19 protein-coding genes are annotated in these 18,864 nt (G+C 57.3%); 6 read left to right on the forward strand and 13 right to left on the reverse strand.

The window, feature by feature from the left end:
• Positions 1-29: 29 nt before the first annotated feature.
• From XMD517_RS10495 to secA, 3 genes are all read right to left on the reverse strand, one after another.
• The gene (locus tag XMD517_RS10495; RefSeq protein WP_173487865.1) at positions 30-407 is read right to left on the reverse strand and encodes a hypothetical protein; all 378 of its coding nucleotides are present in this window, start codon (positions 405-407) and stop codon (positions 30-32) included.
• A gap of 112 nt (positions 408-519) precedes the next feature.
• Entirely contained in the window at positions 520-1,809 is a 1,290-nt protein-coding gene (locus tag XMD517_RS10500) for a site-specific integrase (RefSeq protein WP_173487864.1), read from the reverse strand.
• Between the two features lie 95 nt (positions 1,810-1,904).
• Positions 1,905-4,598, reverse strand: a complete 2,694-nt coding sequence (gene secA / locus XMD517_RS10505; RefSeq protein ID WP_173487863.1) for a preprotein translocase subunit SecA — start codon at positions 4,596-4,598, stop codon at positions 1,905-1,907.
• A gap of 179 nt (positions 4,599-4,777) precedes the next feature.
• Between secA and XMD517_RS10510 the strand changes: the two genes are divergently transcribed.
• The 4 genes from XMD517_RS10510 to XMD517_RS10525 all read left to right on the forward strand — a co-directional run bounded on the left by XMD517_RS10510 (position 4,778) and on the right by XMD517_RS10525 (position 7,974).
• Entirely contained in the window at positions 4,778-5,668 is an 891-nt protein-coding gene (locus XMD517_RS10510; RefSeq protein WP_173486226.1) for a peptidylprolyl isomerase, read from the forward strand.
• Between the two features lie 11 nt (positions 5,669-5,679).
• Entirely contained in the window at positions 5,680-6,981 is a 1,302-nt protein-coding gene (gene argJ, locus XMD517_RS10515; RefSeq protein ID WP_173486227.1) for a bifunctional glutamate N-acetyltransferase/amino-acid acetyltransferase ArgJ, read from the forward strand.
• A gap of 191 nt (positions 6,982-7,172) precedes the next feature.
• Positions 7,173-7,571 carry an 8-oxo-dGTP diphosphatase MutT gene (mutT, locus tag XMD517_RS10520; protein WP_368493335.1) on the forward strand — a complete coding sequence of 133 codons (399 nt, stop codon included), beginning with the start codon at positions 7,173-7,175 and terminating at the stop codon, positions 7,569-7,571.
• A gap of 262 nt (positions 7,572-7,833) precedes the next feature.
• On the forward strand, positions 7,834-7,974 hold the full coding sequence (locus XMD517_RS10525; protein WP_173486229.1) for a hypothetical protein: 141 nt from the start codon (positions 7,834-7,836) through the stop codon (positions 7,972-7,974).
• Positions 7,975-8,137: 163 nt separating this feature from the next.
• Here XMD517_RS10525 and infB read toward each other — a convergent pair whose 3' ends face one another.
• The 7 genes from infB to pip all read right to left on the reverse strand — a co-directional run bounded on the left by infB (position 8,138) and on the right by pip (position 16,121).
• The gene (infB, locus tag XMD517_RS10530; protein WP_173487862.1) at positions 8,138-10,630 is read right to left on the reverse strand and encodes a translation initiation factor IF-2; all 2,493 of its coding nucleotides are present in this window, start codon (positions 10,628-10,630) and stop codon (positions 8,138-8,140) included.
• A complete protein-coding gene (locus XMD517_RS10535; protein ID WP_055187185.1) occupies positions 10,627-11,265 on the reverse strand; it encodes an RNA-binding protein in 639 nt (212 codons plus the stop codon). Before XMD517_RS10535 ends, infB begins: the two co-directional genes overlap by 4 nt.
• 23 nt (positions 11,266-11,288) lie before the next feature.
• Positions 11,289-12,905, reverse strand: coding sequence for a transcription termination factor NusA (gene nusA / locus XMD517_RS10540; protein ID WP_173486231.1), 1,617 nt, complete (start codon positions 12,903-12,905; stop codon positions 11,289-11,291).
• A 2-nt stretch (positions 12,906-12,907) separates the two neighbouring features.
• Entirely contained in the window at positions 12,908-13,492 is a 585-nt protein-coding gene (gene rimP, locus XMD517_RS10545; RefSeq protein ID WP_173486232.1) for a ribosome maturation factor RimP, read from the reverse strand.
• 185 nt (positions 13,493-13,677) lie between these two features.
• Positions 13,678-14,292 (reverse strand): class I SAM-dependent methyltransferase, encoded by a 615-nt coding sequence (locus XMD517_RS10550; RefSeq protein WP_217360456.1) that lies wholly within the window; start codon positions 14,290-14,292, stop codon positions 13,678-13,680.
• Positions 14,293-14,393: 101 nt separating this feature from the next.
• A complete protein-coding gene (locus tag XMD517_RS10555; RefSeq protein ID WP_173486233.1) occupies positions 14,394-15,023 on the reverse strand; it encodes a CDGSH iron-sulfur domain-containing protein in 630 nt (209 codons plus the stop codon).
• Between the two features lie 111 nt (positions 15,024-15,134).
• Positions 15,135-16,121, reverse strand: a complete 987-nt coding sequence (gene pip / locus XMD517_RS10560) for a prolyl aminopeptidase (protein WP_173486368.1) — start codon at positions 16,119-16,121, stop codon at positions 15,135-15,137.
• 50 nt (positions 16,122-16,171) lie between these two features.
• Here pip and ubiG point away from each other — a divergent pair, with 50 nt between their 5' ends.
• Both ubiG and XMD517_RS10570 read left to right on the forward strand, forming a co-directional pair.
• Positions 16,172-16,918 (forward strand): bifunctional 2-polyprenyl-6-hydroxyphenol methylase/3-demethylubiquinol 3-O-methyltransferase UbiG, encoded by a 747-nt coding sequence (gene ubiG / locus XMD517_RS10565; RefSeq protein ID WP_173486234.1) that lies wholly within the window; start codon positions 16,172-16,174, stop codon positions 16,916-16,918.
• Positions 16,919-17,015: 97 nt separating this feature from the next.
• Positions 17,016-17,216 (forward strand): hypothetical protein, encoded by a 201-nt coding sequence (locus tag XMD517_RS10570; RefSeq protein ID WP_055187178.1) that lies wholly within the window; start codon positions 17,016-17,018, stop codon positions 17,214-17,216.
• 89 nt (positions 17,217-17,305) lie between these two features.
• Here XMD517_RS10570 and XMD517_RS10575 read toward each other — a convergent pair whose 3' ends face one another.
• From XMD517_RS10575 to grxC, 3 genes are read right to left on the reverse strand one after another with little or no spacing between them, the layout of a single operon-like run.
• Positions 17,306-17,764 (reverse strand): MarR family winged helix-turn-helix transcriptional regulator, encoded by a 459-nt coding sequence (locus XMD517_RS10575; RefSeq protein WP_173486235.1) that lies wholly within the window; start codon positions 17,762-17,764, stop codon positions 17,306-17,308.
• Complete coding sequence (locus XMD517_RS10580) at positions 17,765-18,583, reverse strand: carbon-nitrogen hydrolase family protein (protein ID WP_173486236.1); 819 nt, start codon at positions 18,581-18,583, stop codon at positions 17,765-17,767.
• Positions 18,583-18,846 (reverse strand): glutaredoxin 3, encoded by a 264-nt coding sequence (gene grxC, locus XMD517_RS10585; RefSeq protein WP_055187175.1) that lies wholly within the window; start codon positions 18,844-18,846, stop codon positions 18,583-18,585. Before grxC ends, XMD517_RS10580 begins: the two co-directional genes overlap by 1 nt.
• Positions 18,847-18,864: the final 18 nt, after the last annotated feature.

Raw genomic sequence — 18,864 nt, forward strand, 5'->3', positions numbered from 1 at the left:
ACCGTGAACTTTTGACATAAAAACGCGAGTTAGCCTATTGAGCCAACCGTGCTGTTAGGAGTTACAGGCTGCTGTGGACTGACACTGCGTAAGCGTTCAAAATCCGTGCTACTTGTTGCTGTGCGACGTGCTGTGGGTAACGCAGGCTCATTGGTAGCTGTTGCGGGCTTGGGTTTGTTTCCCGCTGTGTTTGGCTTAGGCACGGGCAACTTGGGTACATTTGGTGTAAATCGTCGTGCTTTAGTTTTGCCCTTTTTCTGTTTGAGCTTCACTTCCAGTTTGTTGGCTATGAAACTTGCGGTGTTGGCGAACAGCTTTAAGTCTTCAACATTTTGCTCAACACTGGCACTCATAACTCCACGTTCAATCACATCTATCAATCGACGCATTTCCTCACGTTCACTCATACAATACTCCTACATATAGGTGCAAAATCACCACCCCAAAACTGTAAGTACTCCACCACAAGATTTTGCAGCTCAAATTTTTCAGTACTAGAACCCTTTTTGGGCAAAGTATTTATCCACCTAGTCGCGTAGCAAGTTCCTGTGCCGTTGCGTGTTTACCATAGTAACTTTCAATAATCTGCACACTGGTGCCCATGTTACGTGCAATATCAAACACGTTCACTTTGCCCCGCCTTAGCATCTGAACGGCGTAAAAGTGCCTCAAGCTATAAAGTGTGTACTTTTCACCGTCAGCGTTATGCATGAGATTTTCACGCTTAAGCACTTCGTTAAACTGGTCTATGAGTGAGATAACTTTGTTGCCGTCTGGCATTCGAAACAGCCAATCGTCGTGTTCAGCTGTTTTACGATTATGGTTCTTAGCACCTTTTTGTGCCGCTTTATCCCACGTTTCCTGCCAACGTGCATTGCGTTCTAAGGTTCTATCTACATAGCGTTTGGCACTGGCTCGCAGGATAACGTAACGCTTTCCTGTCTTACCATTTACTGTAAACGCATAGTTTTCACGTCCACGTTCGTCTGTAAAGCTTTCAATGTCACCCACACGTAGGTTGTTAGCTTCACCTACACGCATTCCACTGTTTGCCAATATCAGCACGTAGTCACGCAGCAGCTCACGTGTATAACGCCAACGAGCGTTATCTTTCTCTTCATGCATCCAACGTCGTATGCCTTTGTACAAACGGCTGTACTCAGCCAACGTGAACGCTGGACGTGTTTTGGTTCGCTGTGCCTTGTGCCTAAACGTGGGCAGTGGCTTGTTGCCCCTATAGCCACGTTCATGTGCGAACTTGATTACAGTGAGTGCAAATGTAGTTTCCCACTCAAGTGTCTTATCAGCAGGATTTATGCTGTGATTACGTGGGCGTTTATTCGCTGGCATTCTGCGATAGTAGTCACGCCGCCAATCCACATAGTCACGCAGTAGTGCATTATCCACTTTATCAACAGGCTTCTTACCACAGTACTCGTGCCAAAACTTGCTCACACGCCGTATCTGACGCAGCATATAGTCACTGGTTTGTTGTTGATTAGCTTTGTTGCTGTGACGATAAGTACCACGCTTGTTTTGGCTCTCACGCAGTCTTTCGTACTCGTTAAGTACGTCACTGAACCGTTTAATCTGTAGTGGTAACTGTTCTTCTTTGCGAAACTCTAACTCGTAGTAGGCACGTACAGCCAAATCACGTGCTTTGGCTAAGTCTCGTGTCTTCAGGCTTTTGTAGATGTACTGACGCTTACCTTTGTACAAACGAACTTGGAAAATGCCATTGCGTGTGAACAACAGCACCTTTCCATCCAACAGCTTTTCTTCATAAGCCGCGTCTTTTTCGCCTAACAAATGCTCAACATCCTATACAAACTGCCGTTTGCATAACATTTGCAGAACATTTTATGCTTTGCAATAAAAAACTAAGCTATTGAAAAATAACAGTTTTAGAATTTGCCGTGACAGTGCTTGAACTTCTTGCCCGATCCGCAAGGGCAGGCATCATTACGAGACGGGTTGCCCCAGGTGGCCGGGTTCGTTTCGTCAAACCCTTCAGCCTCCTGAATTTGGGACTGTTCCATCGCCTGCTCAGCCGCGTCCGCTGCCGCCATGTTCTGTTGCTGCTGCTGGATCATCTGCTGCATCATGGCCGCCTGCTCTTCTTCGCTCATCGGGCGAATTTGCGACAGGCGTTTGGTCACATCCAGACGCAGGCCATCCAGCAGGCTTTCAAACAGCTGGAACGCCTCATTCTTGTATTCATTAAGCGGATCACGCTGGGCATACCCGCGGAACCCGACAACCGAACGCAGGTGGTCCAGCGTCAGGAGATGTTCACGCCATTTCGTGTCGATGGTCTGCAACAGGATCTGCTTTTCGATCGAGCGCATGTTCTCGGGACCGAAATCAGCGGCTTTCTTGGCCATCATTTCGTCCGAGGCGTCACAAAGCCGTTCGCGGATCACATCGTCATCCACCCCCTCTTCCTTTGCCCAGTCGATCACTGGCAGATCGGAATTCAGGTTTTCAATGACGGCCGCATACAAGCCCTCGGTATCCCATTGATCCGCATAGGATTTCGGCGGCAGATAGCCATCCACCATATCGTCAATCATCTGGTGACGCATGTCAGACACGATTTCTGACAGGTCCTCGGCCTCCATGATTTCCATACGCTGACCAAAGATCGCCTTACGCTGATCGTTCATCACGTCATCGAATTTCAACAGCTGCTTGCGGATGTCGAAGTTGCGCCCTTCCACTTTCGCCTGCGCGCGTTCCAGCGATTTGTTCACCCAAGGGTGAACAATTGCTTCGCCTTCTTTCATACCCAGGGTCGAGAGCACCTTTTCCAGACGTTCAGAACCGAAGATCCGCATCAGGTCATCATCAAGCGACAGGAAGAACGCCGAGCGCCCCGGATCCCCCTGGCGCCCCGAACGACCCCGCAGCTGGTTGTCGATCCGACGGCTTTCGTGGCGCTCTGTCGCAAGCACAAACAGACCGCCTGCATCCTTCACCGCCTGTTCATCATCCTTGTGGGCAGCTTCAACCTGTGCCCGGATATCAGCAGGATCCGCCTCCGGGTTGGCCTCAATCGCTTCCATGATCTTGAATTCGACATTGCCACCCAGTTTGATATCGGTCCCGCGGCCAGCCATGTTGGTGGCGATGGTCACGGCGCCAAGCTTACCGGCATCCGCCACGATCTGCGCTTCACGCTCGTGCTGGCGAGCATTCAGGACGTCGTGCTTCACACCGGCCTGATCCAGAAGCTGCGACAGGTATTCCGATTTCTCGATCGAGGTGGTGCCGACCAGGGTCGGTTGCCCCTTTTCATGCGCCTTCTTGATCTCTTCCACGATGGCTTGGTATTTCTCGGCGCTGGTCCGATACACCGCATCATGTTCGTCAATCCGGGCAATCGGGCGGTTGGTGGGCACTTCCACCACACCCAGACCATAGATCTCTTCAAATTCCTCGGCCTCGGTCAGTGCGGTACCGGTCATGCCGGACAGCACGTCGTAAAGGCGGAAATAGTTCTGGAACGTCACCGAGGCGAGGGTCACGTTTTCCGGCTGGGTCTTGCAGCCTTCTTTCGCTTCGATCGCCTGATGCAGGCCATCGGACAGGCGACGCCCCTCCATCATCCGGCCGGTGAATTCGTCAATCAGCATCACCTCGCCATTGCGCACGATGTAATCCTTGTCGCGCGCAAACAGCTTATGGGCCCGCAGGCCCTGGTTCAGGTGGTGCACAATGGTGGTGCTTTCCGCGTCATAAAGCGACTGCTCTTCCGGCAGCAGCCCCTTCACATGCACCAGCTCTTCCAGAAACTCGTTGCCTTCCTCGGTAAAGGTGGCACTGCGCGCTTTTTCATCCAGCGTGTAATGCTCTTCCCTCAGTTCCGGGATCAGGCCATTGATGGTCACGTAAAGCTCGGACCGGTCTTCGGACGGACCGGAAATGATCAGCGGCGTGCGTGCCTCGTCGATCAGGATCGAATCCACCTCATCGACAATCGCAAAATTGTGACCGCGCTGCGCCATTTCCTTGAGGTCGGACCTCATATTGTCGCGCAGATAGTCAAAGCCCAGCTCGTTATTGGTGGCATAGGTCACGTCACAGGCATAGGCGGCGCGCTTTTCCTTGTCCTCCTGCTGGGGATAGATCACGCCGGTGGTCATGCCCAGCGCAGCAAAGACATTGCCCATCCATTCAGCATCCCGGCGCGCAAGGTAATCGTTCACCGTCACCACATGCACACCTTTGCCGCTCAGCGCATTCAGATAGGCCGGGAAGGTCGCCACGAGGGTTTTCCCCTCACCGGTTTTCATTTCCGAGATATTGCCCTGATGCAGGAAAATCCCACCCATCAGCTGGGTGTCAAAGGCGCGCAGCCCCAGCGCACGCCGGGCCGCCTCGCGACAGTTGGCAAAGGCCTCGGGCAGCAGGGCATCCAGTTTCTCGCCCTCCGCCACGCGGGATCTGAATTCTTCGGTCTTTGCCTTGAGCTCATCGTCCGAAAGGGCTGCAAATTCTTCTTCAAGCGCGTTGATCTTTGCCACGATCGGGCGGATCGCCTTGATCTTGCGATCATTAGGGGTGCCAAACACGGCGCGCGCGATTTTTCCAAGCATATTTTTGTGCCTCAATACGGTTTGTCGCTGGTCAGACCAGAGGGTTCTTGCCCGTCCCCGCTCTGCCCCCTATCTAGGGGCATGAGAACCAGCGCACTCAAGCCTCAAAGCGATGTAAGCGTCAGGTGCAAAATAGTCAATGTTGCCGGGGCCCCCGGCGCGCTTGGAAGGAGAATTCCATGGTCAAACGCAACGCAATCCTGCTGGGAACCGCCCTCGCTGCCATGCTGGCGGTTCCGGCCCTTGCACAAGAAACTGCAAGCGACGCGCAGGAGACCCCGGAAGTGGCAAAGATTGACGCCACCGGGTCCACCGTTCTGGCCACAGTGAATGGCGATGACATCACCCTTGGCCACCTGATCGTCGCCCGTCAGGCGTTGCCACAGCAATATCAGACCCTGCCCAACGAAGTGCTGCTGCAGGGGCTTTTGGAACAGGTGATCCAGCAGACCGTTCTGGGGCAGGCCATGGGCGAACTCAGCCGCCGCGCCGAGCTGGAGCTTGAAAACCAGCGCCGCGCCATGGTGGCCGAAGAAAAAATCGACGCGGTGATCGCAACCGCCGTCACCGAAGAGGCCCTTCAAGCTGCTTATGATGAGGTCTTTGCCGACGCCGAGCCGAGCCCGGAATACAACGCCTCACATATTCTGGTTGAGACCGAAGAGGCCGCGAAGGAGCTGGTCACCAAACTGGAAGCCGGCACGGATTTCGCCGAACTGGCCAAAGAGTTCTCCACCGGCCCATCGGGTCCCAATGGCGGCGAGCTGGGCTGGTTTGGTCCCGGTATGATGGTCAAGCCGTTCGAAGAGGCCGTAGTGGCCCTTGAGCCCGGTCAGATCTCATCCCCGGTTGAAACCCAGTTTGGCTGGCATGTGGTCAAGCTGAATGACAGTCGCGTCAAAGGCGCCCCCACCCTTGATGAAGTGCGTGAGGAACTGGCCGCGAAAATCGAAAACGACGCGGTTGAACAGGCGGTGCAAGGCCTTCTCGAAGCGGCCACGATCAAACGGATCGACCTCGAAACCGTAGATCCCGAAACACTTGGCAACCTGTCCCTGCTCGGGAAATAAAGGGAAGTATCATGGGCAAGTCAGACCAGATCAAAGCATTGAAAAAGAAGGTCAAAAAGCTGAAGAAGAAGCTTGCGGCCGCAAAGAACCACGTGAATGCAATCTCACCGCTTGCACCGGCCAGCTTTCCTGACCTTCCGGTTATCGCAGGCGTGCGGTTTGCAGCGGCCAAGGCCGGTGTGAAATATGCGGACCGTCTGGACGTGATGCTGGCGGAGCTCGCACCGGGCACCACCATTGCCGGTGCCTTCACCAAATCCTCCACCCGCTCGGCTCCCGTTCTGGATTGCCAGTCCAAGCTGGGCGGAGATACGGCTGAAGGTGCGGCCTTTTTGGTCAATGCGGGCAATTCCAACGCCTTTACCGGCGCTGCAGGCACAGGCTCGGTCGAGGCGATCACCGGGGCGGTTTCAAACGCGCTGAACGTCCCGGCCAACCGCGTGTTCACCGCCTCTACCGGCGTGATCGGGGAACCGCTGCCGCATGATCGGATCATTGCCAAAATTGATGAACTGACGGGGTTGCTGGTTCCGGATGCGATGGAAAGCGCCGCCCAGGCGATCCGCACCACTGATACTTTTGCCAAGGGCGCCAAGGCCGAGGTGAAAATCGGTGATCGCATCGTGCATATCGCAGGTATCGCCAAGGGATCCGGCATGATTGCCCCGGACATGGCCACCATGCTGGTGTTCATCTTCACCGATGCGAAAGTGGCGCAGGATGACCTGCAGGCGATGCTGTCAGACCTGACCGACACCACGTTCAACGCCATCACGGTGGACAGCGATACCTCTACCTCGGATACGCTGCTCTTGGCGGCAACGGGCGCGTCTGACATCGAGGTTGACCAGAGCAACGAGGCTTTCCGCGCCGCGCTGAACGAGGTGATGCTGGATCTGGCGCATCAAGTGGTGCGCGATGGCGAAGGGGCAACCAAATTCGTCGAGATTCGCGTGACCGGCACTAGGAACGACGCCGACGCAAAGACCCACGCACTGGCCATTGCCAACTCCCCCTTGGTCAAAACCGCGGTCGCTGGTGAGGATCCGAACTGGGGCCGCATCGTGGCGGCGATCGGAAAATCCGGCGCTTATGCGGAACGCGACAAGCTGTCGATTTCCTTTGGCGATGTGCTGGTTGCGGAAAAAGGCTGGGTCTCTCCGGATTACCGCGAGGAAGACGGTGCGGCCTGTTTCAAGGGGGACGAGATCGTGATTTCCGTCGATTTCGGCCTTGGGGACGGCAAAAGCACGGTCTGGACCTGCGATCTGACCCATGCCTATATCCAGATCAACGCCGATTACCGGTCTTAAAGCGTTTCGGGGTAAACTTGAGATACATGTTTATTCCGAAACATCCACGACATTGAGATCTTTTCCGGCGTTTCGACTTTTCCCTGTCTCAGGTGAACGTCGAAACGCTTTAACCTTTGCTTAACAAAACCAGAAAACTCGTTTTCTAGTATTCTGGTTTTGTTACCGCGTATTTGGAAAATCAGATGAGCATCAAAACCGTCCTCGTATCTGCCGTGGCCCTGATTGACGCTGACGGGCGGGTCCTTTTGGCACAGCGTCCGGAAGGCAAATCCATGGCCGGTCTTTGGGAATTTCCCGGCGGCAAAGTTGAGCCAGGGGAAACGCCGGAAGCCGCCCTTGTCCGCGAATTGCACGAGGAGCTGGGCATTGACACTTGGTCGTCCTGCCTTGCGCCCCTGACCTTCGCCAGCCATTCCTATGATGATTTCCATTTGCTGATGCCGGTTTTTGCCTGCCGCAAATGGAACGGGCAGCCGCATCCCCGTGAGGGACAGGTGCTGAATTGGGTGCGCCCGCAAGCCCTGCGCGACTATCCAATGCCGCCAGCGGACCTGCCGTTGATTCCCATTTTGCGCGACTGGTTGTGACCCGGCCCCCCGAGAATCGCTGCCAATCCCCGGATTGGCGCGAAATTTCGCTCAATATCCCCAAAAATAGCGAATTTTAAGAAAATCCTACACAATGCTAGGTTTCAGACTACACTGGTGTCATCAATCTAAAGCATATTGGTTTCATCCTGAGACCCGGGAAAACCGATAGAACGTGAAAGATTCAATATTGCGGCCTTTCGGAGCAAACGCATGCCACGCGTTTTCCAAAGGCGCCAGAATGACTATGGGGGATGTGGTCATGTTGAGAACAATTATGATTGGCAGCCGTATCATGGCACAGGGCCAATATGTGAAAACACTGACAGATGGGCGCATGGTGCTGCGTGTTGATGGCAGGCTGATGGTCGGGCATCCCGTGACGCAGGATAAAGCGGCCTGACATATCCGGCCCGCGTCACGTAAAGCGTTTTGGGAAAAGCTGACAACAGAAGCCTGGCGCGAAATGCGGAGAACCGATCTTTACCTTTGACTGAATACAGCAACTGAAACAAAAAAGGCGCCCTCAGCGGGGCGCCTTTTGCGTTGGTATCCATCCATCCGGATCAGTCCAGGGTGCGGGCGATCTCTTCGCGTTCGAAGATCTCGATCACATCATTCGGACGGATGTCGTCGTAGTTTTCAAATGCCATACCGCATTCCTGACCCGACAACACTTCCTTGACCTCGTCCTTGAAGCGTTTCAGCGTCTTCAGCGTGCCTTCGTGGATCACCACGTTGTCGCGCAGCAGGCGCACACCAGCGGACCGGCGGGCCACACCTTCGGTGACCAGACAGCCGGCAACCTTGCCGACACCCGAGACCTTGAACACTTCGCGGATCTCGGCGTAACCGATGAAGTTTTCGCGCACTTCCGCAGACAGAAGACCTGAGGCCGCCGATTTCACATCATCCACAAGGTCATAGATGACCGAGTAGTAACGGATCTCAACACCCTTCTGGTTGGCGCTGTTGCGGGCCGGCGCATTGGCACGAACGTTAAAGCCGATCACCGGCGCGCCCGAGGCTTCGGCAAGGCCGATATCGGTTTCCGTGATCGCGCCCACACCATAGTGCAGCACGCGCACGCGCACTTCTTCGTTGCCAATCTTTTCCATCGCCTGAACGATCGCCTCGGCAGAGCCCTGCACGTCGGCCTTCACCAGGATCGGCAGTTCCGCCACATCCTGATCGGCTTTCGCCTTGGCCATCATCTGCTCCAGCGTGGTCGCAGCACCGGCGGCGGCGCGTTTGTCCTTGGCCGCCTGTTCGCGATATTCTGCAATCTCGCGGGCTTGTGCTTCGGTTTCCACAACGTTCAGAACGTCACCGGCTTCCGGGGTCCCGTTGAGGCCAAGCACCTCAACCGGCACTGACGGACCAGCTTCTTTCACGCGCTCACCCTTGTCATTGACCAGCGCACGCACACGGCCCCACTGTTCACCCACAACAAAGATATCACCCTGTTTCAGCGTCCCGTTCTGCACCAGAACGGTGGCGACCGGACCGCGCCCAACATCCAGCTGGGCTTCGATCACGGCGCCTGCGGCGGCACGATCCGGGTTGGCCTTAAGCTCAAGGATTTCAGATTGCAGTGCAATCGCTTCCAGAAGCTCATCAAGACCCTGACCGGTGATGGCGGACACTTCAACATCCTGCACTTCACCCGACATTTTCTCAACGATCACTTCATGTTGCAGAAGTTCAGCGCGCACCTTGTCCGGGTCAGCAGCGGGTTTGTCGCATTTGTTGATCGCCACAATCATCGGCACTTCAGCGGCCTTGGCGTGGTTGATGGCTTCGATCGTCTGCGGCATGACGCTGTCATCCGCGGCCACAACCAGAACAACGATATCCGTCACCTGGGCCCCACGGGCGCGCATCGAGGTAAAGGCCGCGTGACCCGGCGTGTCGAGGAAGCTCAGCGTGACGCCATCATCGGTTTTCACCTGATAGGCACCGATATGCTGGGTGATGCCACCAGCTTCACCTGCGGTCACTTTCGCATCGCGAATGGCGTCCAGAAGCGAGGTCTTACCATGGTCAACGTGGCCCATGATGGTGATAACCGGAGCGCGCGGCTGCAGGTCTTCCTCTTTGTCTTCCACCTGATCGATCACGTCTTCAACGTCAGCATCCGAAACGCGCACAATCTTGTGGCCAAACTCTTCGATGATCAGTTCCGCAGTATCCGCATCAATGGATTGGTTCTGCGTAACCATCATGCCCATTTTCATGAGCGACTTGACCACGTCCGCCACGCGTTCCGCCATACGGTTGGCAAGCTCCGACACCACGATGGCCTCAGGCACCTGCACATCACGCACGACCTTTTCACGTTCAACGTTGCCCATGGCTTTCTGACGGGCACGCTCTTGCTGACGGCGCATCGAGGCAACCGACCGCTGGCGGCCACCACGATCACCGGACAGGGCCTGATTCAGCGTCAACTTGCCTGAACGACGGTTGTCGTCACCTTTGCCCTTGCCGCGGTTCTGGCGGGCGGCGTCGGCATTGCCACGATCATCTTTCTTGGACCGGGTGGTCGAAGAGGGGGTTTTGGCAGTGCGTGCCTCAGCAGCCTGCGCTGCAGCCGGATCCGGTTTCGGAGCCGCCTTGGCGCGCTTGGCGGCCTCTTCGGCCTCGCGTTTCTTGCGGGCTTCTTCCTCAGCCTTGGCTTTCAGCGCCTCTTCGCGCTCACGTTCTTCACGCTCTTTGGCCTCGGCCTCCTCGCGGCGACGCTGACGCTCCTCCTCGCGGGCCTTTTCCTCAGCCGCACGCTTGGCAGCCTCTTCGCTTTCACGGGCCTTGGCAGCCTGCAGCGCCTTCAGGCGGCGTTCCATTTCCGCATCGGAAATTCCACCGGGGCGTTTCTTGGGATCACCTTTTGCGGGCGAGGCAGCACCCCCCGCAGCTGCACCCGGCTTGGGGACAACAACGCGTTTGCGTTTCGTTTCGACCACGACATTCTTGGTGCGCCCGTGGCTGAAGCTCTGCTTCACCTGACCTGGGCGGCTTCCGCGCAGGCCGAGGGTCTTTTTGCCGTCGTTATCGCTCATCTGGTCTTCGTACCTTTCCGGTGACCCTTGTCACCGCCGCTGTCTAGCGCCCGCATGGCTGTCAATTTCTTGGCTTCCTCTACAACACGAGAGGCCAAACCACCAGCCGCAAGAGCACCATGTATCACATTTTCCCGTCCAAACGCCAATCCGAGCTCATCCCCGGTCAGGCAGTTGATGTAACGGTCACGCTCCCGAGGGGGGCGTAATTTCGATTTCTGACGGTCGGACCCGTCAATTGCCTGGATCAGAACCTTGGCCTCATCCTTGGCCAGCCAGTCCTTGACCTTTTCATATCCGGCCACCGCCTGACCTGCTTTGCGTGCCATGGCGATCAGGTGAACCACCCGGTCGGCATAGCCCTTTTCGAGCAGATCCAGGAGCCCATCCGGCACCGTCACGGGCTGGCGCGCAGCGCGCGAAAACAGCCCTTTCTTGATCGCCGTGGCAATGGCCGCCCGGTTGGCAGCCACATAAATGCCCCGCCCGGGCAGCTTGCCCAGAAGGTCAGGCACCACCATGCCGTCAGGCCCCACCACAAAGCGGATCAGCCCCGCCTTTGGCTGGCTTTCGCCCGTGGCGATGCACTTGCGTTCCGGCTCTTGGGGCCGCGATTTTGATCCACCGCGCGTCATGCGCCGACCTCTGAGGCCTGAAATCAGGCCTCAGCCTCCTCGGTGGTTTCCTCGTCACCTTCCTCGGCTTCGGGCAACAGTTCCTCCGGGTCCACCCAGCCCAGCATGACGCGGGCGGTCATGACCATATCCTGTGCCTCTTCCAACGAGATGCCGAATTTCTCAAGCGAGCCATCATCCTTTACGCGCTGGCCATCCACGGTGGTCCAACCACCGGCCAGTTCCCAGTCAGCGCAGGTTGCAAAATCTTCCAGCGACTTCACACCGTCTTCTGCCAGGGCCTCAACCATCTGCGCGGTCAGACCTTCGAACGCAATCAGGCTGTCCTCGGCGCCCATTGCACGGGCGTTTTCGAGGGCCTTGGCTGCCTGAGCTTCCAGATAATCACGGGCACGGGCCTGCAATTCCTGTGCGGTGCCTTCATCAACGCCGTCAATGACCAGCAGTTCATCCAGCTCGACATAGCCCACCTCTTCGAGGTTGGTGAAGCCTTCGGCCACCAGAAGCTGGGCAAAGAACTCGTCCAGATCCAGGGTTTCCATGAAGAGGGCGGTGCGGGCGGCGAATTCCTTCTGGCGACGCTCGCTCTCTTCTGCCTCGGTCATGATGTCGATATCGAGGTTGGTCAGCTGGGACGCCAGACGCACGTTCTGACCGCGGCGGCCAATGGCCAGCGACAGCTGCTCATCCGGCACCACAACTTCGATCTTCCCGGCTTCTTCATCCAGCACCACTTTCGACACTTCGGCCGGCTGCAGCGCGTTCACAAGGAAGGTCGGCTGATCTTCGTTCCACGGGATGATGTCGATTTTCTCACCCTGCAGCTCGTTCACAACCGCCTGCACGCGCGAGCCGCGCATACCAACACAGGCCCCCACCGGGTCAATGCCGCTGTCATAGGAGATCACGGCGATTTTGGCGCGCGAACCGGGGTCACGAGCCACGGCCTTGATTTCGATCACGCCGTCATAAATCTCCGGCACTTCCATCTTGAAGAGTTCCGCCATGAATTCCGGCGCAGTGCGCGACAGGAAGATCTGCGGGCCACGGGTTTCGCGGCGCACATCCTTGACATAGCAACGAATGCGGTCATTCGGGCGATAGCTTTCACGACCGATCTTTTCATTGCGGCGCAGGATCGCTTCGCCGGTGCCTACGTCGACAATGACATTGCCATATTCTTCGCGTTTGACCTGACCATTGATGATGGTGCCAACGCGGTCTTTGAATTCTTCGAACTGACGATCGCGTTCCGCTTCGCGCACTTTCTGCAAAATCACCTGCTTGGCGGACTGGGCGGCGATCCGGCCCATCTCAACCGGCGGAACCTCTTCCGAATACACGTCGCCCACCTGCGGGTTTTCCATGTATTGCTTGGCTTGTTCGACGGTAAACTCAGCCTGGTAATTCTCCAGCTCCTCATCCGCCACAACGGTGCGCACGCGGGTAAAGGTGGCGCGGCCGGTCTTGCGGTCGATCGACACGCGGATATCCATTTCCGCGCCGTAACGCGATTTGGCGGCCCGTGCGAGGCTTTCTTCCATCGCTTCGATCACCAGCGCCGGGTCGATCATCTTTTCGCGGGCCACGGCCTCGGCGGTTTGCAGCAGTTCAAGCTGGTTGGCAGACGTGATTGCCATGGTCAGTCCTCCTCGGAACCGGTGATTTCCTGAATTTCGTCAAATTGGGCTTCGTCGATCTGGCCCGCATCCTTGCGCGCACGCAGCACGTCACGGATGAGCTCATCGGTCATGACCAGCTTGGCGTCTGCCAGCCAGTCAAAATCAAGGCCGATGGTGACCATCTCGCCCTGGTTTTCAATTTCGATCAGCACTTCATTGCCTTCGGTCCCCATCAGGGTGCCCTTGAAGCGCTTGCGCCCGTCAATCAGTTCGGTGGTTTCAATCTTGGCGGTGTAATCCTGCCAGGCGTCGAAATCCTTGAGGCGCGTCAGCGGGCGGTCGATGCCGGGGGATCCGACCTCAAGCGTGTAATTGTCCTCAATCGGGTCTTCCACGTCGAGCACCGCGCTGATCGCGGTTGAGATCTCGGCGCATTCATCCACTTCGATCCCACCATCGGGACGTTGGGCCATGATCTGCAGCATCGGCGTATTGCCGCCCTGCAGACGCAGGCGTACCAATTCAAATCCCATGCCTTCGATCACCGGGCCGACGATGCCGGCGAGGCGCTGATCCATTGCGGTTTTGGCAACCAGTTCGGTCACTGTATTCTCCTATCGGGGGTCATCGGGATACCAATCCCCCAAAAACAAAAAAACGGGCCAGCGGGCCCGTTCGTCTTACCGGTGGAGCTTCGAGTTTGGACCCCGACGCGCCGCTGTTGAATTGGGATATAGGCGGGATTGGCGGGAAATGCAAGGGGGCAGGGACATTGCCCCCATTTCAGCACTTATTCCGGCTTCTTCGCAATCAGAAACAGCGCGGTAATGCCGCCTTCGGGTTTCCAGTCTTCGACGATCTCAAACCCCGCACTCTGCATCATCTGACGCAGGGCATCTTCGGTGAACCATGTCACGGAGGGTGCTTTGCCCAGCATCTGCGCAATCGGCAGGGCCAGTTTCAGCCACCACAGCTTGCCCAGGCAGGCGGTGGAGGTGACAAACACCCCGCCGGGTTTCAACGTGTCATAGGCTTTGCGGATCGCGGCGGCAGGATCGTCCAGCAGGTGTAGGATCGAATGGCCCTGCACCATGTCCACGCTTTCCGGCTCCAGCGCCATGGTGGTGAAATCGCCCACCTCAAACCTGATCTTGTCCGCGCCATCCTTGGCCCGCGCGATACGGATCATCTCGGACGACAGGTCCACCGCGTGATATTCGGCCACATGGGGCGCGTGGATCAGCGCGGTCGACCCGGTGCCGCAGGCAAATTCCAGCACCGCCATGTCAGGCCGCATATGTTCCTGCGTCTTGGCCAGCTTGTATTCATAGCTCGCCATATCCTTGATCTGATCGCGAGAATACTTCTCGGCAACCTTGTTCCAGAATTTATCCGCCGCGATCATGCGCCTCTCCTTTAAAGCGTTTCGAGTTTGCGTTGAGCCATAGCGTGAACTCGAAACGCTTTAATCAATCTGCAAATGCAATTTGTAGAGGAGATGGGGTGTCAGTCATCGCTTTTCCACCCCGCATCGCGGTGCGACCCGTCACAGAAGGGTTTATTGCCCGACAGGCCACACCGGCAGAGCACATATTTCTGCGCAGATTGCCCTTCGCCCTTTGGCAAGACCGGTGGCTCCACCCCGCGCACCCACAGGGGTCCGTTTTTTTCGACGCGGATTTGCGGGCCTTCCGGCACCAGATGTTCCACAGCACCATCCGCGCCTTTCAGGGACAGCGCACCAGAGGGGCAGGCGGTGACCACCGCGCGCAGCTCCTCCATCGTGCCCTTGTCCGGCTGCACCCATGGTTTTTCCGCCGGGTTGAAAATATTCTTGGCAATCCGCCCGCATTCGGCAGCGTGCGAACACAGCATCGGGTTGTAATAAACCGTGGCCTCGGCCCCTTCATAGGCGATCAGCCGATCGCGCCCTGCGGGTGTGCCGGGGCTGCTGTCAAACCCGGCCTCGACATGGCTGCCGTCACAATAGGGTTTGTTTTTCGACTGGCCGCATCGGCACAGACCCATGACCGGCTTACATTCTTCCGCCTGGCCGGTTGCGGTTTCCAGACTGCTGACGCCCTTGGCCACAAGGGGGCCGTTGTCGCGTGCCTCAATTTTCGGCTGATCTGCCATGGTCTCTCCTCCCATCCAGATTGGCTGCCCCACCAGTCTGCGCAGAGAGGCGGATTTGCACAATAGGGCAGGGCGCACAGAATGGCCTGCGCGGACGCACCAAAGCCGGCGTCAGACACCCAGCGTGTCGCGTTGGCGCGCCAGCTTGTCCATCGTGTAAGTCAGCTCATCCGTGATCCCACGCTCTGACAGCGCGTGCCCGGCCAGATGGATCATACGCAGGGTCGAGCTGGGCCAGCGTTTGTGCAATTCATAGGCCGATCCGGGCGGACAGATCATGTCATGACGCCCCTGCACAATCGTGCCGGGCACATGGGCAATCTTTGGCATATGGCGCAGGATCTGCCCCTCTTCCAGCCAGGCCCCATTGGCGAAATAGTGGTTTTCAAGCCGGGCAAAGGCACGGGCGTAATCTGCCGGCGCATCCACCATGTGGCCCCGGTTCTGGATCGAGGCAAGCGCGTTTTCCCACCCGGCCCAGGCCTTGGCAAACCGCACCTCCTGCGCGTAATCGCCGGAAAACAGACGGCGGTTGTAGGCCGCGATCAGATCCTCATGTTCGTCATGCGGCACCATCGACGTGAAGTCATCCCACAGCTCGGGCCAGAACCGTCCCGCGCCACCCCCGTAGAACCAATCCAACTCAGCCTTGCGCGCCAGAAACACCCCGCGCAACACCAGCCATGCCACCCGTGACGGATGGGCCTGCGCATAGATCAGCGCAAGCGTTGCGCCCCAGCTGCCGCCAAAAATGATCCAGCGATCAATGCCAAGGGTCAGGCGGATATGCTCGATATCAGCCACCAGATGCCAGGTGGTGTTGGCGTCAATCTCGGCATGCGGGCGCGACCGGCCACATCCGCGCTGGTCAAACAGGACAATCCGATAGGCGTTCGGGTCAAAAAACCGGCGCATCTGAGGCGAGCTGCCACCCCCCGGCCCACCGTGAAACACCACCACCGGCATCCCCTGCGGATTGCCACTTTGCTCAACATAAAGCTTGTGACCATCCCCCACATCCAGCATATGCCGATCATATGGTTCAATCGGGGGATACAGCCCTCCGGCTGTGCTGTTTTTTCCTGCGGCCTTGTCCATGGAAATACTATATAACGCCATTCAGGCCCCTGCTATCAGAAAGACGTGAGATGACCCAGAGCTCTGTTGACCCGTCCGAAGTGGAGAAATTCGCCGCCATGGCAGCGGAGTGGTGGGACCCAACCGGCAAGTTCAAACCGCTGCACATGATGAACCCGGTGCGGTTGGATTACATCACCAGCCAGATCGCGGCAGAGTTTGGCCGGGACCTGTCCGATGACAAACCCTTTGCCGGACTGCGCATTCTCGATATCGGCTGTGGGGGTGGGCTTTTGTCGGAACCGATGGCGCGGCTGGGTGCGGATGTGGTGGGGGCGGATGCCACCGAGCGCAATATCCCGGTGGCCCGGGCGCATGCGGAAGAGATGGGGCTTGAGATCGACTATCGCCACACCACCGCTGAAGCGATCGAAGAGGCAGGCGAACGGTTCGACGTGGTGCTGAATATGGAAGTGATCGAACATGTGGCCGATCCGCTGGCGTTCCTGATCTCCTGCCAGAACCTGCTCAAACCCGGCGGGCTGCTCCTGTGCTCCACCATCAACCGCAATCCGAAAAGTTTCATGGTCGCCATCGTCGGCGCCGAACATGTCATGCGCTGGCTGCCCAAAGGCACACATGAATGGTCGAAATTCATCACCCCCGATGAGCTTGAGGACCTGCTGGCAGAAAGCATGTTGCGGGTGGTGGACCGCAAGGGGTTTGTGTTCAACCCGATTTCCTGGCAGTGGTCGATCTCGGATCGGGACCTGTCGGTTAATTATGTGACTGCCAGCGTGAAACCCAGGAAAGACTAGTGTAATAATTTGAAAATAAACGGATTTCTATGAGATAGTGTAGATCTGTTTGCTTTCTGTACAGCGGCACCCACTGTACATAATACACCCACAGAAGATGAGCGACAAAACCGAAAACCTGATCCGCACCCACAGCTCCTGGCGCGACCATGTCACGCCGGAAGAGCGCGCGCGGTTGTTGGTTCTGGAAGAACGGATTGAACGCAAGCGACGCAGTCTGGATGAAACGATCGCGGAGCGTCAGAAAATCATGAGCCGGTCAATCCGGCGCATGCGGCGCAAGGCTGGAAAGGACTAAAGCGTTGCGTGACCGGGCAGTGTCGCAAACGCGCACCAACCGAAATGCATCATGAGATCGCGGGGAGATCGCTGGAAACACCAGCGACGTCATTCCGCCTCACTCAGCAATTGCCGCATTTCACGCAGCACCGGCAGGGCCTGCTTCACCCGGTCCTTGCCGATTTTTGTCACCATATTGCCAATGATCGGAGTGATGGATTGCAGCGCCGCATCCCGCGCCGCGCGCCCGGCAGGGGAAATGGTGACGAACTTACGCCGCGCATCATCCCAGTCGGGGCGGATATGGATATGCCCGGCCCATTCCAGCTTGTTCAGCGTGTTGGTCATGGCGCCGCGGGTCACATGGAACGCCTTTGCCAGCTGCGCCGGACTTTTCTCTTCCCCTGACCGTGCCAGGTGATTCAGAACAGAGAAATGGCTCAGCTCCATCCCCTTGGGCAGAGCTTTCGACAGGCGGTTGCGGGCCAGCTGATCGGCCATGAACATCTCGCTGAACAGCGCGACAGAAAGGTTATCCCTGCTTTGATTTGTGCTTTGGTCGGACATTCAGGGGCCTTCATATTTGCGATCATGGGTCAAAGAGGGCACACGCGCCCGGGCCCGCTTTACCTCATCCAAGTCGATATCGACCAGAGTGACGCCGGGTTTCTTCCCCCCATCTGCCAGAATTTCCCCCCAAGGCGCAACCACCAGTGAATGTCCAAATGTCGCACGCTTTTCAGTATTTTGCCCACATTGAGCGGGCGCCAGCACGAAACAACCGGTCTCAATCGCCCGCGCGCGCAGCAGCGTTTCCCAATGGGCCGCACCTGTTACCGGGGAAAAAGCAGCGGGCACGGTCAGGATCTCGGCGCCGTTTTGCGCCAATTGCCGGTAGAGATGCGGAAACCGGATATCATAGCAGATCGTCATGCCGATCCGCGCGAAATCCGTCTCGGCCAGAACGGCCTGCTCACCGGGCCTGTAATGGGCACTTTCGCGATAGCTTTCCTGCGCATTGATCTCGACATCAAACATGTGGATCTTGTCATATCGGGCCGTGATCTGGCCAAGGGGTGAAATCAGGAAGGATCTATTGGCAAACCGCCCGTCCGGGTCATGGGTTTTCACCGCAAGCGATCCCAGCAACACCCAGATGCCCAGCGCCCGGGCCTCCTCCTGAATTTCACGCAAGAATGCACAGTCTTCTTCATGGGAAATCTGCGCTTCCTGCGTTCTGCGCGAAGAGGAGAGCAGGTTGGTAACCTCTGGCGTCAGCACAAACCCGGCCCCACCTGCCGCCGCCGCGCGCAAGGCATTGCGGGTTGAGGTCAGGTTGGCGCCCATATCCTCACCCGAGGTCATTTGCACCAACCCGATTTTCATCACAGCCCCCCGGTCAGGGCGCCATCCAGCTTACCGGCGCGGTCCAAATCATAAAGGTCGTCACATCCGCCAACATGATTGTCGCCAATAAAGATCTGCGGCACGGTATGACGCCCATTTGCGCGCGCCATCATTTCCTGCCGACGCGCCGGATCAAACCCAACATCGATCTCATCAAAGGACACGCCTTTCTGCTTCAAAAGGCGCTTTGCCGCGTGACAGAAGCCACATAGGGCGCTGGTGTAAATGGTAACGGGTTGCATGGTGATCCTCGGTTTGTT

Origin of the sequence: Aliiroseovarius sp. xm-d-517 (assembly GCF_013283135.1) — a bacterium.
In the GTDB taxonomy this organism is placed as follows: Bacteria; Pseudomonadota; Alphaproteobacteria; order Rhodobacterales; family Rhodobacteraceae; genus Aliiroseovarius; species Aliiroseovarius crassostreae.